The sequence below is a fragment of the Pseudomonas sp. NFR02 genome (assembly GCF_900119375.1).
Lineage (GTDB): Bacteria > Pseudomonadota > Gammaproteobacteria > Pseudomonadales > Pseudomonadaceae > Aquipseudomonas > Aquipseudomonas paracarnis.
The window spans coordinates 595728-610988 of sequence record NZ_FPJJ01000002.1 but is presented as its reverse complement, the minus strand read 5'-3'; the positions used below and the strand labels follow the sequence as shown (position 1 = coordinate 610988).

Below are 15261 nucleotides of genomic sequence, written 5' to 3'. Positions count from 1 at the left end.
CCACGCTCAAAAATATTAAGGATCGGCAAACAACGGCCGATAAAAATCACAGTCAGGTATTTTGCCAGAGCTGAGCGTCGACCGAGAAAAATGTCAGACATTCTTCCCCTTTCCATCGGTGTACTGCCGACCCACAACCATTACGGCCTGCGCAATACCCAAGCGCTGGCCGGGGTGAGTCATGTGTGGCAGGACTTCTTCGCCCGTGCGTTGGCCGAGCAGCTCGGTGAAACGTCGGACGCGCTCGCCGCCAAGACGCCTGCCCCGGCAGACCCGGCGGTTGAACCCCGCGAAGGCGCCGACCTGCTGGCGCAGATCCTCACCCAGCGTGAGTGCGATGTGAAAGACACCGAGATCGCCCCGCCGGAACCGCTCTTCCTGCCAATTGCCGAGTTCGAAACCGAGCTGCTGCCACCGGCCGCGACGCCGTTCCCGGAAGAAGAAATAGTCGCCCAGCAACGCCAGCAAGCGTTTGAGAGCGAGTGGGTGCGCCCCATCGTGCTGAACGCCGGCCAACCGCTACCCGAGCCAGGCCCGGCGCCACAACCACGCCCCCTGCACCTGCCAATTGCCGAATTCGAGCTGGACCTGCTGCCACCGGCCGCCACGCCGTACCCCGAAGAAGAACTGCTGGCGCAGCAAAAGGCCCTGGATTTCGATTACTACTGGGCGCGCCCGCTGGTGACCCACAACCTGCGCCTGGCCGCCTGAACCTTAGCGACACACCCACCAACGCCCCATGTCCAGATGGAAATGGTTGCGATGGGCGGCGTTGTAGTCCGGGCTCAACACCACGTTGAAATCATCACAGGCGCCATCGCGTACCAAGCGCAGGAAACGCGCACTGTCGCCCTGGCCCGGCCAATCCTTGAGCACGCTGATGCTGCGCCCATCGGCCAGGCGAAAACCGGCGATATCCAGGGCATTGGCCGACGCATGCTGGCTGAGTCGACCGTCGGCACGGTTGTAGATATTACGGCAGGCAAAACTGCCCAAATGCTCGACGCGGCTCACCGCTTGGCCAAACACGGCCTGGGCCGCCGGTTGCAGGCTATGTCGCTCGAACAAGGCGAACGCCACCGCCAGCGGGCAACTGGCAAGAAAGCTGCTGCTCAAGGCCACGTCAGCGCCCTGCACGCGCAGGACACTGCGCAAGGGGCACGCTGCATCAGTCGGTGTATCGGCCTGGCGGCTCACGCGCAGACCAGAGGTGTTCAACACCTGGTCACACAGCGCTGGATCATCCTGCAAACGACTGAGCTTGTAGCGCGTCAACAGGTTGGGGCTCGCTCGCACATCCAAGGGCGCCCAGGGGTTCCATTCAGGCGGCATCGGCACCCAACCGCGCCAGACAGCCAACGCAAATGCCCCCACCAACAACAGCAACACACTCAATGTCTTGACCACACCCACGGCTCAACCCTCAAAGTAGTCCGAGCTGCTCCGCCACGGGTTCTCGATGCAAGGCAGGCAGCGGCGGTAGCCCTGGCAGGCGCACCATCAGCTTGGCGTGGAAGCGCAGCGCCAGCTGTGCCGCGAGACGGTTGTCCGACGTGTGCAGGAACATATAGGGCGTGCGGCCCTCTTCGATCCAACTGGCAATCTTTTCCACCCAGGGAATCAGGAACGGGTCATTGGCCTCAAGGTCCGGATGCCCGATGAAGCGCACCTGGGGAAACTGCGTCAGGGCCGCCGGGCGCGGTGGCACCCGGGGCTTTTTTGACTGAGCATGCAGCACCGCTTCCGAGGTAGAAGTACAACTGAACAGTGCACGGGGATCGAGGCAGATGCGCTCGACACCGCGATCGCGCAACAGGCGGTTGAGCATGCGCTCAGCATCACCCTTGGCAAAGAACTGTTCATGACGCACCTCCACGGCCAGCGGCCGATCAATGCCATCGAGAAATCCAGCCAGCTCCGCCAGGCGTGGCGGCGTAAAGCTCTTTGAGAGTTGCAGCCACAGCGGTGAAACGCGCTCACCCAACGGGCTCATCAAGCCGACAAAACTTTCTGCCGCCGGCAACTGTTCACGCAAATCGCCAGCATGGCTGATATCGCCGGGGAATTTGGCGGTGAAGCGAAAATCATCAGGCATGATTTCGGCCCAGCGCTGCACAGTGGCGGCCGAGGGGCGAGCGTAAAAAGTGGTATTGCCCTCAACGGCGTTGAAGACCTGGGAATAGAGCCCGAGGTAATCGCTGGAACGTGCCTCAACGGGATACAGGTACTCGCGCCAGGCGTTTTCACTCCAGGACGGGCAGCCAATGTAATAAGGCAAACGCATCAGATATGGATATCGAGACCCAGCACTTCCATATCCCATTCGACAAAGCCGGCAGTGGTCAGGTAGCTGGCCAGGGCGGTGGCAACGCTTTTGCTCATGGAACGGGGAAAGACCATGTCTTGCTGACGGGCAGGAACGCCGCTGATACGTGCGCTCGAGGCGCCTTGAGCTTTGGAAGGCGTATCGGTGTGTACTTCGATGAAGTCCGGTGAATCCTCGACGGACTCGTCTACCGTCACGCTCGCCTTGCGCGGCTTACGCTTGAGGGGGTACGACTGTGAGGAAAAACCGTCTATACGCATACATGCAGACTCGGTATCAATGATGGCAATTTAGCGGCACTTTCCATGGCGCGCAAATGCTCTGGTGATAACTAGAACACATAATTTGTAAAAGGTTTAAAAACCCAGGCAAATTCTGACGATTGGCGAAATTTGCCGCGTAACGCCCACATTTTTGACGTCAAATAATCCCGCGTTCGGCCTTGGTCTGCGCGACTTTATCGCGCAGGTACACCGGTGCTGCCTGGTCCGCCGCAATCGCCTCGCCGCGCTCGAATGCGAAACGTGCCAACGCCAGCAGGTCTTCGGCGTGGGGTAACATCGCCGCGTCCTGTTCGGCACAGGTCACCTTGATGCGTTCGCCATAACCCCAGCCCGTGCCGGCACCGAACCAATCGCCGCTGGCGTCAGCGGGCAGTTGCGCCGCTTCGGGGGCCAGCACCGCTTCCGTGCCGACCAGGCGCATTTCGCCTGCGGTCTCACGGTAGCAACCCCAGTAAACTTCATCCATGCGCGCATCAATTGCCGCTGCCACGTGCGACGCCCCGTGCTCACGCAACGCGCGCTGGGCCAGTACCGCCAGGTTGGACATCGGCAGCACCGGGCGCTCCAGCGCAAAGGCCAGGCCCTGCACCACGCCAATGGCAATGCGCACGCCAGTGAATGCCCCGGGGCCACGGCCGAACGCGATGGCGTCTACGGCCGCCAGGGTGGTACCGGCGTCTTCAAGCAGTTGCTTGATCATCGGCAACAATTTCTGCGCGTGCAGGCGCGGGATCACCTCGTAGTGGCTCGTAACCTTGCCATCGTGCAGCAAGGCAACGGAGCAAGCTTCAGTCGCGGTGTCCAGGGCCAGCAGGGTGCTCATCGGTGTGGGTGTCCAAGTCGGAAAAAAGTGCGCCAGTATAAACAACAACGGCCCGCAAGCGGGCCGTTGTCTGTGCCGCCGATCACAGGATCAGCTCAGTGCTTGCAGCACCTTGGCGGTGATGGCCTCTACCGAACCCACACCTGGGATGTGGCTGTATTTCGGCTTGCCCTGGGCTGCGGACAGCTTCTGGTAGAAGTCCACCAGGGGCTTGGTCTGGGAATGGTAGACCGACAGGCGATGACGCACAGTTTCTTCGGTGTCGTCTTTACGCTGCACCAGGTCTTCGCCAGTGACATCGTCCTTGCCTTCGACTTTCGGCGGGTTGTAGACGATGTGGTACACGCGGCCCGAGCCTTCGTGAACGCGACGGCCAGCGATACGCTGGACGATCTCTTCGTCTTCAACTGCGATCTCGACCACGGCGTCCAACTCCACGCCCGCCTTCACCAAGGCTTCAGCCTGGGGAATGGTGCGTGGGAAGCCGTCGAACAGGAAACCGTTCTTGCAGTCTTCCTGGCTGATGCGTTCCTTGACCAGGTTGATGATCAGGTCATCGGAGACCAGGCCGCCGCTGTCCATCACGCTCTTGGCGATCAGGCCCAGCTCGGTGCCAGCCTTGACGGCCGCACGCAGCATGTCGCCGGTGGAGATTTGTGGAATGCCGAATTTTTCAGTGATGAACTTTGCCTGAGTACCTTTACCGGCCCCGGGAGCTCCCAGCAGAATGACGCGCATCGATGTGCTCCTCAATTTTTTATAGAGATGACGCTCGGATTCGCCGCGTGGGGCCAATCTCGTAAAAATGTGGTTCTAGGCCGATCAAACGGCCAAAGGCTGATCAAGATACACAGCGGGCCCTCACCATACAAGCCGCCAAAAGTAGGAGAAACCCGCGCCGCACATGCGTCAGCGCCAGGGTGTGCCTGAGCGCAACCCGCCTGCTCAAAAGACGACCGCCCGTTTCCGGGCGGTCGTCGTGGTTTATCCGCAAGCCATTGAGTACACGCAAAAAACCTCAACCGGTGTTGCGCAAACCGGCCGCAATACCGGCCACGGACACCAGCAGCGCCTGTTCCAGAGGGCTGTCTTGCGCAGCCTCCTGCTGACGGGAACGTGCCAACAACTCGGCCTGCAACAGGTGCAAGGGGTCCAGGTAGGTGTTGCGCAGGCGGATGAACTCCAGGGTGTCGGGGCTATGGGCCAGCAGCTGCGACTGGCCGGTCAGGCCAAGCACCACGTCACACGCCTGCGACAATAGGTCGCGTAAGTGCGCACCCAATGCCAGCAGGTCCGGCTGCACCAGACGCTCATCATAAAGACGGGCGATATCGGCATCGGCCTTGGCCAGCACCATTTCCAGCATGTCGATGCGCGTGCGAAAGAATGGCCACTGCTCGCGCATCTGCCCCAGCAATTGACCTTCACCGCGCTCCAGCGCCTTGCTCAGTGCCGCTTCCCAGCCGAGCCAGGCGGGTAGCATCAGACGCGTCTGGGTCCAGCCAAAGATCCATGGGATGGCGCGCAAGCTTTCTATCCCGCCCGCACGGCGCTTGGCCGGGCGACTGCCCAAGGGCAAACGGCCCAACTCCTGCTCCGGCGTGGACTGGCGGAAGTACTCGACGAACTGCGGATTTTCCCGCACCACGGCCCGGTAAGCGCTGACACCGTCTGCCGCCAGTTCGTCCATCAGATGACGCCAGGCAGGCTCGGGAGGGGGCGGCGGTAACAGGGTCGCTTCCAGTACCGCCGCCAGGTAGAGATTGAGGTTCTGCTCAGCGATATCCGGCAGACCGAATTTGAAGCGAATCATCTCGCCCTGCTCAGTGGTACGGAAACGCCCCGCCACCGAGCCCGGCGGCTGCGACAGGATAGCCGCGTGTGCCGGGCCACCGCCACGACCAACGGTGCCGCCGCGACCATGGAACAACAATAGCTCCACCTGTTGCTCGCGGCAGATATCCACCAGACGTTCCTGCGCCCGGTACTGCGCCCAGGCGGCGGCCGTGGTGCCGGCGTCCTTGGCCGAGTCCGAGTAGCCAATCATCACTTCCTGCGGGCCCTGCAAGCGTGCGCGGTAACCCGGCAATTGCAGCAGGCGCTCCATCACCGGTCCGGCGTTGTCCAGGTCGGCCAGGGTCTCGAACAACGGCACTACGCGCATCGGCCGTTGTACGCCCGACTCTTTCAACAGCAGTTGCACCGCCAATACATCCGACGCGGCGCCCGCCATAGAGATGACATACGAACCTAATGACGCCGCCGGTGCGGCGGCGATTTCCTTGCAGGTATTCAATACCTCGGCAGTGTCCGCCGAGGGTTTGAAGTAACCCGGCAGCAAGGGCCGCCGATTGGTCAGTTCCTGGGTCAGGAAGCTGATACGCGCATCCTCATCCCAGTCCTCATAACGCCCCAGGCCCAGGTAATCGGTGATTTCGGTCATGGCCGCCGAGTGACGGCTGGAGTCCTGACGCACATCCAGGCGCACCAGGAACAGGCCGAACGTCACGGCACGGCGCAGGCAGTCGAGCAGCGGGCCATCGGCGATCACACCCATGCCGCATTCATGCAGGGACTGGTAGCACAGCTGCAGCGGGTCGAGCAGGTCGCGGTTGTCCTGCAACACCTCGGCCGGCGCCGGGGTGGTGCTGGTCAACGAGGTGTGGGCCCACTGGCGCGTGGCGCGCAGGCGTTCGCGCAGTTGCTTGAGCAAGGCACGATAAGGTTCGACGCTGTCGCCGACTTTCGCTTGCAACGCCGGGCTGGCCTGTTGCATCGACAGCTCGGAAGCCAGTTGATCAATGTCACGCAGATACAAATCCGCCGCCATCCAACGCGCCAGCAGCAGCACTTCGCGGGTGACCGGCGCGGTGACGTTCGGGTTGCCGTCACGGTCGCCGCCCATCCACGAAGCAAAGCGAATCGGCGCAGCCTCCAGGGGCAGGCGCAAGCCGGTGGCGGCGTGCAGGGCCTGGTCGGCCTTGCGCAGGTAATTGGGAATGGCGTGCCACAGCGAATGCTCGATCACCGCAAAGCCCCATTTGGCTTCATCTACCGGCGTGGGGCGCACGCGCCGGATTTCTTCGGTGTGCCAGGCTTCGGCGATCAAGCGTTGCAAGCGCTCGCGAATCTGCTCGCGCTCGGCGGTGGTGAGATCGCGGTGATCCTGCAAGGCCAGTTGCGCGGCAATGGCATCGTATTTCTGAATCAGCGTGCGGCGGGCCACTTCGGTGGGGTGGGCGGTGAGCACCAGCTCGATGTCCAGCCGCGCCAGCTGCCGGGCCAAGGATTCATTGCTGTGCCCTTCGCTTTGCAGACGGGCCAGCAATTCTGGCAAGACGCGGGATTCGAACGGCGCAGATTGCGATTCATCGCGCCGATGAATCAACTGATATTGCTCGGCAATGTTGGCCAGGTTGAGGAACTGGTTGAAGGCCCGCGCCACGGGCAGCAACTCCTCCTCCTGCAACTGATTGAGGCTGGCGCTCAGTTCATCACCAGCGGCATTCTGCGAAACGGCTCCACGGCGGTCGGCCTTGGCGCCTTTGCGGATCTGCTCGATCTTATCGAGGAAAGCCTCGCCGTACTGCTCTCGAATGGTGTTGCCCAACAGCTCACCCAGCAGGTGAACATCCTCACGCAAGCGTGCATCGATATCACTCATCAGCCAATCTCCAGCCAGAAATCCGGGACGCGCAGGTGCTTCAGAGTGCCGCCGACGTCGGTTTCTGACAAGGCCGAACGCGAACGACTTTAAACCTTGGCGCTTACAGCTAGTCTCAACGATGAGTCGCCGCGTTATTTTCACGCAGGCGGCTGGTCACTCATCACCGCCTGCCATCGCAGGCTTTATTGAGGTAGCCATGAAAATTCGAGAACTGGCCCAGCATTGGGAAGAAACCGCCAAGGGTCGTTTGACCAAGACTGAATACGCCATTCATCTGGATGTAGAAGCCGCTGCCCGGCTGGCGGCCGTTGCCGAGATGTACCCCAAGCGCCACGTCGAAGAACTGCTCGGCGAGCTGATCGGCGCCGCACTGGAAGAGCTGGAAGCCAGCTTTCCCTACATCCAGGGCCAGCAGGTGATTGCCACCGACGAAGAGGGTGATCCGCTGTATGAAGACGTCGGCCCCACCCCACGTTTTCTCACGTTATCCCGTCGCCATTTGCATGATTTATCAGCCGTTGCTGACGAACAAAAACACTGATAAACATTTATTGACGTCAATTAAACCCACGTATTCCGGGTCTTTTACAGGCCCGGAGGTACCGCTGCCCGCCGCGAAAGTTCCATTTTTTAAACATTGACCAGTCAGTCAGATATTTTTTTAGGCAAATCGCCATATCCGCTGAACTTTTGAAAAAAGCCTCCGGTCACAGCCAGTAGCCATCACTTGTGGAACGGTCGTTTGAACGGACGCCATGTGCTTTACCGACGGGCCCGAAATCGATACGCCCCGATGGATTTTGATGTTTTTCAGGAGTTATCCAATGGAGTTGAAGACGATGAACACCAGCACTGCCAAATCCTCGTTTAACCACCTGCGCGGGCTCAAATTGGCCGCGCTGGCAATCGGCACCAGCTTCGTTCTGGCGGGCTGCGCCGGCAACCCTCCAACCGAGCAGTACGCCGTAACCCAATCGGCCGTCAACAGCGCAGTCAGCGCCGGCGGTACCGAGTATGCGGCGGTGGAAATGAAGTCGGCCCAGGACAAGCTCAAAGAAGCTGAGATTGCCATGCACGACAAGAACTACGACAAAGCTCGCCAACTGGCTGAACAAGCCGAGTGGGATGCTCGCGTCGCTGAGCGTAAAGCCCAGGCTGCCAAGGCTCAACAGGCTGTGAAGGATTCCCAGAAGGCTGTTGACGAACTGCGTAAAGAAGGCATGCGCCCAGCTGCAATCATGCAGAAGTAAGCCGCTGCCACTTGACTGCATCGCACCTGATATCGAATTGAAAGGACGACACGACTATGCGTAAACAATTGATGATCCCTGCCCTGCTGGCGATGAGCGTTGCCTTGGCGGCCTGCTCCACCCCGCCGAACGCGAACCTGGAAAATGCGCGGACCAATTTCTCGTCCCTGCAAACCAACCCACAAGCCACCAAGCTGGCTGCGCTGGAAACCAAAGACGCCAGCGACTGGCTGGACAAGGCTGACAAGGCCTACCGCGACAAAGAAGACGAGAAGAAAGTCGACCAACTCGCATACCTGACCAACCAGCGCGTTGAAGTGGCCAAGGACACCATCGTCCTGCGCGAATCCGAAGCCAAGCTGAAAAACGCCGGTGACGAACGCGCCCGTGCCCTGCTGGACGCGCGTGATGCGCAGATCAAGCAACTGCAAAACAGCTTGAACGCCAAGCAAACCGATCGTGGCACCCTGGTGACTTTCGGTGACGTGCTGTTCGCCACCAACAAGTCCGACCTGAAATCCAGCGGCCTGGTGAACATCACCAAGCTGGCTCAGTTCCTGCGCGACAACCCAGACCGTAAAGTGATCGTCGAAGGCTACACCGACAGCACCGGTTCTGACTCGTACAACCAGAGCCTGTCGGAGCGTCGTGCCGCTTCCGTTCAACGTGCACTGGCTCAACAAGGCGTGGATATCTCGCGCATCGTGACCCAGGGCTATGGCAAGGAATATCCGGTTGCCGATAACGGCAGCGTTTCCGGCCGCGCCATGAACCGTCGCGTTGAGGTGACAATCTCCAACGACAACCAGCCGGTCAAGCCACGGTCTTCCGTCGCTAACTGATCATTGGTCTGGTAAAAAGCCCCGCCTTCAGGCGGGGCTTTTTCGTTGCCATTCATGAAAGCGTATTCAAGCTTTAGTCATTGAGGTATCCGAAGGTGATGCGATTGCCACAAAAAAACCACCAGAAACGGTGGTTTTTTTGACTAGGGAAACTTGATCATGCGATCAGTATCTTCATCCGGCGGCGTTATCTTTTTGTTATGACGGGAGGTATCAGATGAGCAACCTGCCAACTGATTACGCGCCTGTTCTTGCGCATCCGCCCGCTCCAACGCCTGATGCGCCCTGGCCATAGCCAGCATATTGCATATCGCATCAATTCTTATCACTGCCTTCCCGCCCCCACTGTGCGTAAGTTACATCGCCCTTTGTGGTACCTGACGCAATTAGGTTCCAAACAATTTCGTTACACGCCCCCGGTACGCCGATAAGTGCAATGCCGCTGACATGAAAAACCTGTCGATAACTGACAGGTTTTTAAGGGTTGCCTATCAGTAGGTGACTGAGCCTTGATTCTCGCCACCGCCGGCCTGAATCTGGCCTTGGCCAGCTGAGCCACCTTCACCGGCTTGGCCACTTTGAGCCGCTTTTTTTTCCAGCAGTTGCTTCAGCATTTCAAGCAGCTCTTCAATGCTTTCTCCCCCACCAGCGCCTTGGCTTGCTCCGGAACCTTGAGCGCCTCCACCCCCCTGGGAACCACCGGAACCAGAACCTTGCGAACCTTCACCGCGCTTAGCGCGGATTTGCTCTTGAAGTTGCTGGATTTGCTGATCAAGACCTTGCGAAGCCCCCTGAGAACCTCCCGAATTGCCGACGCCAATTGAAGGTGCTGCGCCAATACCATTCATAAAACTCGTACTCCAGATTGATGAAATAAAGTGCGCTGATCAGCCAGGCCAATCAGTACCTCATCTGTGGCGTACGAATGAAGATGGTTCCAATCTGTAAAGGCTCGAAAGCCCTTGAGCAACTAAGCTGCACACCGGATGGTTTTTGGGCTCACTGTTGCAACTGCGGGGTTTCCTGCCCCATGCATCGCACGGCCTGCTTCTTGTTATTGACCAGCACGCCGCTCAAGCCTTTCTGTTCGGTATCAAACATCACCAACACGCCGTCAACGCACTGCGCCACTTGCGCAGCCGGGGTCAGGGAGATCTTGTAATCCTCGCCCGGCACTGTCTTGAGCATGGTGAAATCGCTGAGCAGCAACGCATCTTCGGGCTTGGCGAAGTGCAGGTAGCCGTAGTACCACAGGCAGCCTACGGTGCCGATGATGGTGCCGATGCCGGTGAGAATCAGCGGGATCATATTGCGTTCTTCGCTCATTGCGGGCTCTCTGATGAATCAACTTTAGGAACAGGGTAATTCGGGATTTCTCCCAGGCGGCGCAAGCCGTTGAAGTGCTGCGGGTCGTCCAGATAACGCAGCATGACGGTTTGCCAGGTTTTGTCGGCAAAGGTCTGCACATGGCCGCCACGGGTCAGTTGCAACACCCTGGGCGGGGGGGCGGCCTGATACAAGCGGATGCCATTGGACACCGGCACGATAGGGTCATCCAGGCTGTGGAACAGCAACTTGGGCACGCCGGTCAGCCCTGGCATGGCCTTGATCGCACTATCGCCGTCAGGCACCAGCCATGACAGCGGCACCTGCAACGGCCAGGTTAACCAGGAAGTGCTCAAGGCGAATTGTCCTACGTCACGATAACTGGCGGGTACGCCGTCCAATACCAGCGCCTTGAGTTGGGATTGGCGCTCCGGGTGGGCTGCCAGGTAATGCACTGCCAGTGCACCACCCAGGCTTTGGCCGAGGATAATCAGCGGTTGACCCTGGGTTTCAGGCGCCTTGTCGATCCAGCTGAAAGCGGCGTCGATATCCTGGTAGATCGCCGGCAACGATGGCTTGCCTTCCGAAAGCCCATAGCCACGATAGTCCAGCAACAGCACTTGATAGCCCTGTTCCGGCAACCACCAACTGCCCCCCAGGTGCCAGGCGAGGTTACCGCCATTGCCGTGCAAATGCAGAACGGTGCCCTTGAGCGGTACACCGGGTTTAGCCGGCAGCCACCAGGCATGCAGTTTCACGCCATCTGCGGTGGTGAGCGTGACGTCGCGGTAGGGAAGATGGGCTTTTTCCGGCGTGAAGGGCAGGCCGGGCTCGGGGTAGAACAGCAAGGAGCTGCAGCCGTTCAGTGTGAGTAGCAGGCATAAAATGCCGAGGATTCTCATCCGTTGAAGCCTCGCGAAAGTTCTGAAGACCCGTGCAGATCAAATGTGGGAGCTGGCTTGCCTGCTCCCACATTTTGATCCGGTTTCGTCAGTTAAAGGATATTGGAATAATCCGCCTCGATCCGGTCCAGGCTCAAGTGGTTGAGGAAATTGGAGAAGCACATCCAGGCCGCCAGCGCGTTCATGTCGCGAAACTGCTCCGGCAGGTACTTGGGCGGCACCACCAGGCCTTCGTCGACCAACTGGCGCAGGGTACGCATGTCTTCAAGGGTGGTCTTGCCGCAGAACAGCAGCGGCACCTGCTCCAGCTTGCCTTTACGTACAGCGAGCTGGATGTAGTTGTAAACCATGATAAAGCCCTTGAGGTAGGACAAATCCTTGGTAAACGGCAGACCGGTGGGCACCGAACCACGGAATACCCGGCTGGCATTCCCATAGCTTTCGGCCATTTCAAAGCCTTGCTCGCGGAAGAACTCGAACACCTGCAGGAAGTCGGCACCCTCCTCCACCATATGGATGGCGCGTGTCCGGTTGGTGAGTTTGCGCAGGCGGCTGGGGTAGGAGGCAAACGTGATGATTTCCATCAGGATCGCCAGGCCTTCCTGGGTAACGGTGGACGACGGCGGGCCCTTGGACAGGAACGTGCAGATCGGCTGGTTCTGGCCGTTGAGGGTGGTGCCCACATGCACCAGGCCTTCATGCACCTCCAAAGCGCGCACGTCGCGGTCGTTGAACATCGCGTCGGCGCGGATCTTGATGTAGTCAGCGCCCGCCGCTGCGTCGGCGACAATGCCATCGGACTCGAATACGCGGATGGTCTCCTCCGCTTCGCCAAACACTTTGTTCAGACGGGTTTGCAGCAGGCTGACCGCATCTTTGGCGGTGAGGGTCTTGGCTTCGTCCTTGAGGTCACCCCGGCCATCAATGTTGTTCAGGTAATCGGAGAGCATCAGACCAAGGTCGGCCAGGGTCGGGTCGCCAGCGTGGAACGCATCGGAGGCGGCGCCGTACAGCTCTTGGGAAATCAGACCGAAGTCCTCGGTGCCGCGCGCTTCAAGCATGCGCACCACCATGCGGTATTCGCGGCACATGCGCCGCATGATCTGCCCCACCGGGCTGAATTGTCCAAGGCGACGGGTGATGTCGCGCTCGATGTTCTGGAATTCCAGCTTCACCGCGCTGGAGTCGAACGACAGCGGTCGGTTCAGGTAGTAATCACGGTCTACGGCAGGCATCGCCTTGCCCTTGGCCTTGAGAAATCCCTGGCGAATGTTTTCGTCCCATTTCACCGCATCGAGAACGCGGATCGGTGTTTGCGCCAGCACAATGCGATCGGACAAGGTGCGTATCGTCTGCTGGTAATCGTCCACCCGGTGCTTCCTCTTTAAACGTTATTGGCCCACGCGCAGGTAGCGCACGGCTTCAGCAGCAAGCCCAGCTCCCCCAAAGCAGATTGCGCACAGGGCTAGACCGAGGCCAATACCAGGTGCATGTAACGCTTGAGAATTTCAAGCATCTCGTCACCGGTCAGAGGCTCTGCGCCGCCCAACAGGCCCTGATATTCCATCCGACTGATGATAGCCGTCAACACCTTGGCATCCTGCTGCGGCTCACGGGAGCCCAATACCTGGAAAAACTGCCCGGTACCCTGCAACAGGATCTGTTGATGGGAGCGTACCAGTTCGGCCAGCCGCGGGTTCAATAGGGCTTCCTGGCGAAAAGCCTGCTCAGCCATCAGGTATTCGCGCCGGTTGGTCAGCTGGCGCAGCACATAGTCAGCGGTCAGGCGCGCGATATCATCGGCCAGTTGCGAGCGCGACTCCGGACTGCCATCGCCATAGGCGACCATCTCGCGCAACAGGCCTTCGTTGCGCACCCACAGTTTGCCCATGAAAGCGGCGCTGCGTTCCACGTACTGGGCGAAGGTATCGGTGAGCAGGTCGTCGATGTCTTTGAAGTAATAGGTGGTGGCCGACAGCGGCACCCCCGCCTCTGCCGCCACTGCCCGGTGACGTACGGCCCGCACGCCATCGCGCACGACGATACGCATGGCCGCATCGAGGATGTCTTGCCGGCGTTGCTCGCTGCCCCGTCGGCTGGCCTTGCGGCCCTGGTACTGAACGCTTTCAGCCACGGCAGCAGCAATGCCGGCGGCACCTTCTTGAGCTATTACGCGGTTCACCACACTTCTTCCTTTAGAGGTGACGCGGAGCGTCACAGGGTGCATTCCCACGCGGAGCGTGGGAATGATCACTGACGAGCACCACTTGAACAGGCCACATAAAAAAGCCGCCTTATAAAAGGCGGCTTCGGATTTCGCTACGGTTACGCTTGCGGCCGCATGTGCGGGAACAGGATCACGTCGCGGATCGACGGCGAGTTGGTCAACAACATCACCAGACGGTCAATGCCGATACCTTCACCGGCGGTGGGCGGCATGCCGTATTCCAGGGCCCGAACGAAGTCGGCATCGTAGTGCATGGCTTCGTCATCACCGGCGTCCTTGTCGGCCACCTGGGCCATGAAGCGCTCGGCCTGGTCTTCCGCGTCGTTAAGCTCGGAATAGGCGTTGGCGATTTCGCGGCCACCGATGAACAGCTCGAAACGGTCGGTGACGTTGGGGTTGTCGTCGTTGCGACGGGCCAGCGGCGACACTTCGAACGGGTACTGGGTAATGAAGTGCGGCTGCTCCAGCTTGTGCTCCACCAGTTCTTCGAAAATCATCACCTGCAGCTTGCCCAGGCCTTCGAAGCCCAGCACCTTGGCGCCGGCTTTCTTGGCAATGGCACGGGCCTTGTCGATGTCGTTGAGGTCGTCAGCGGTCAGCTCGGGGTTGTACTTGAGGATCGAGTCGAACACCGACAGGCGCACGAATGGCTCGCCGAAGTGGAACACCTTGTCGCCGTACGGCACGTCAGTGCTGCCCAGCACCAGCTGTGCCAGCTCGCGGAACAGTTCTTCGGTCAGGTCCATGTTGTCTTCGTAGTCGGCGTAGGCCTGGTAGAACTCCAACATGGTGAATTCAGGGTTGTGACGGGTCGAGACGCCTTCGTTACGGAAGTTGCGGTTGATCTCGAACACCTTTTCAAAGCCGCCCACCACCAAGCGCTTGAGGTACAGCTCCGGCGCGATACGCAGGAACATTTCCATGTCCAGCGCGTTGTGGTGGGTTTCGAACGGTTTGGCTGCGGCACCACCCGGGATGGTCTGCAGCATCGGCGTTTCCACTTCCAGGAAGTCACGCTGCATCAGGAAGCTGCGGATGTGAGCAATGACTTGCGAGCGTACGCGGAAGGTCTGGCGCACGTCTTCGTTGACGATCAGGTCAACGTAGCGCTGGCGATAGCGCTGTTCGGTGTCGGTCAGGCCGTGGTGTTTGTCTGGCAGCGGGCGCAGGGACTTGGTCAGCAGGCGCACATTGGTCATCTCGACGTACAGGTCGCCCTTGCCGGAACGGGCCAGGGTGCCTTCGGCTGCGATGATGTCGCCCATGTCCCAGGTTTTCACCGAGGCCAGGGTTTCTTCGGACAGGGTCTTGCGGTTGACGTAGACCTGGATGCGACCGGTCATGTCCTGGATCACCATGAACGAGCCACGGTTGAGCATGATGCGACCTGCCACCTTGACCGGGATCGCAGCCTCTGCCAGTTCTTCCTTGGTCTTGTCCGCGTATTGCTTCTGCAAGGCATCGCAGTAGTTGTCGCGACGGAAGTCGTTGGGGAAGGCGTTACCCTTGGCGCGCTCGGCAGCAAGCTTTTCCTTGCGCAGGGCGATCAGGGAGTTTTCTTCCTGTTGCAGGGCTTGCGGGTCGAGTTGTTGGTCGCTCATGTCTTTAAATATT

The 15261-nt window shown here is 59.7% G+C and carries 16 protein-coding genes; 4 read left to right on the top strand and 12 right to left on the bottom strand.

The annotated features are described in order from the left end of the window. Window positions 1-90 precede the first annotated feature (90 nt). A complete protein-coding gene (locus tag BT199_RS08510; RefSeq protein WP_019817732.1) occupies window positions 91-711 on the top strand; it encodes a hypothetical protein in 621 nt (206 codons plus the stop codon). A gap of 3 nt (window positions 712-714) precedes the next feature. On the opposite strand, the gene BT199_RS08505 is transcribed toward BT199_RS08510, so the two are convergent. From BT199_RS08505 to ppc, 6 genes are all read right to left on the bottom strand, one after another. Next, window positions 715-1413: an extensin-like domain-containing protein gene (locus BT199_RS08505; protein ID WP_014717211.1), complete on the bottom strand. Its 699-nt coding sequence runs from the start codon at window positions 1411-1413 to the stop codon at window positions 715-717. Window positions 1414-1423: 10 nt separating this feature from the next. Further along, entirely contained in the window at window positions 1424-2284 is an 861-nt protein-coding gene (locus tag BT199_RS08500; RefSeq protein ID WP_038449171.1) for a DUF72 domain-containing protein, read from the bottom strand. Further along, a complete protein-coding gene (locus tag BT199_RS08495) occupies window positions 2284-2586 on the bottom strand; it encodes a hypothetical protein (RefSeq protein WP_034126521.1) in 303 nt (100 codons plus the stop codon). Before BT199_RS08495 ends, BT199_RS08500 begins: the two co-directional genes overlap by 1 nt. A 160-nt stretch (window positions 2587-2746) precedes the next feature. Then, a complete protein-coding gene (gene tsaB / locus BT199_RS08490) occupies window positions 2747-3433 on the bottom strand; it encodes a tRNA (adenosine(37)-N6)-threonylcarbamoyltransferase complex dimerization subunit type 1 TsaB (RefSeq protein WP_072434295.1) in 687 nt (228 codons plus the stop codon). Between the two features lie 90 nt (window positions 3434-3523). Further along, window positions 3524-4171: an adenylate kinase gene (adk, locus tag BT199_RS08485; protein ID WP_003189104.1), complete on the bottom strand. Its 648-nt coding sequence runs from the start codon at window positions 4169-4171 to the stop codon at window positions 3524-3526. 280 nt (window positions 4172-4451) lie between these two features. Further along, on the bottom strand, window positions 4452-7097 hold the full coding sequence (gene ppc / locus BT199_RS08480; protein WP_060767075.1) for a phosphoenolpyruvate carboxylase: 2646 nt from the start codon (window positions 7095-7097) through the stop codon (window positions 4452-4454). 199 nt (window positions 7098-7296) lie between these two features. Between ppc and BT199_RS08475 the strand changes: the two genes are divergently transcribed. The 3 genes from BT199_RS08475 (at window position 7297) to BT199_RS08465 (ending at window position 9192) form a co-directional block, all read left to right on the top strand. Next, window positions 7297-7641, top strand: a complete 345-nt coding sequence (locus BT199_RS08475) for a pilin assembly protein (RefSeq protein WP_072434294.1) — start codon at window positions 7297-7299, stop codon at window positions 7639-7641. Between the two features lie 283 nt (window positions 7642-7924). Continuing rightward, a complete protein-coding gene (locus BT199_RS08470) occupies window positions 7925-8350 on the top strand; it encodes a DUF4398 domain-containing protein (RefSeq protein ID WP_003189094.1) in 426 nt (141 codons plus the stop codon). 56 nt (window positions 8351-8406) lie between these two features. Continuing rightward, complete coding sequence (locus tag BT199_RS08465; RefSeq protein ID WP_003189093.1) at window positions 8407-9192, top strand: lipotoxin F family OmpA-related lipoprotein LptF; 786 nt, start codon at window positions 8407-8409, stop codon at window positions 9190-9192. A gap of 491 nt (window positions 9193-9683) precedes the next feature. On the opposite strand, the gene BT199_RS08455 is transcribed toward BT199_RS08465, so the two are convergent. From BT199_RS08455 to lysS, 6 genes are all read right to left on the bottom strand, one after another. Next, a complete protein-coding gene (locus tag BT199_RS08455) occupies window positions 9684-10040 on the bottom strand; it encodes a hypothetical protein (protein ID WP_014717203.1) in 357 nt (118 codons plus the stop codon). Window positions 10041-10191: 151 nt separating this feature from the next. Then, window positions 10192-10518, bottom strand: coding sequence for a PA3694 family proteiin (locus BT199_RS08450; RefSeq protein ID WP_003172217.1), 327 nt, complete (start codon window positions 10516-10518; stop codon window positions 10192-10194). Further along, a complete protein-coding gene (locus BT199_RS08445; protein WP_014717202.1) occupies window positions 10515-11420 on the bottom strand; it encodes an alpha/beta hydrolase in 906 nt (301 codons plus the stop codon). Before BT199_RS08445 ends, BT199_RS08450 begins: the two co-directional genes overlap by 4 nt. A 92-nt stretch (window positions 11421-11512) precedes the next feature. Next, the gene (locus BT199_RS08440) at window positions 11513-12790 is read right to left on the bottom strand and encodes a flavohemoglobin expression-modulating QEGLA motif protein (RefSeq protein WP_014717201.1); all 1278 of its coding nucleotides are present in this window, start codon (window positions 12788-12790) and stop codon (window positions 11513-11515) included. Between the two features lie 95 nt (window positions 12791-12885). Beyond that, window positions 12886-13602 (bottom strand): TetR/AcrR family transcriptional regulator, encoded by a 717-nt coding sequence (locus BT199_RS08435; protein ID WP_014717200.1) that lies wholly within the window; start codon window positions 13600-13602, stop codon window positions 12886-12888. A gap of 143 nt (window positions 13603-13745) precedes the next feature. Continuing rightward, window positions 13746-15248, bottom strand: a complete 1503-nt coding sequence (gene lysS, locus BT199_RS08430; protein WP_003189082.1) for a lysine--tRNA ligase — start codon at window positions 15246-15248, stop codon at window positions 13746-13748. Window positions 15249-15261: the final 13 nt, after the last annotated feature.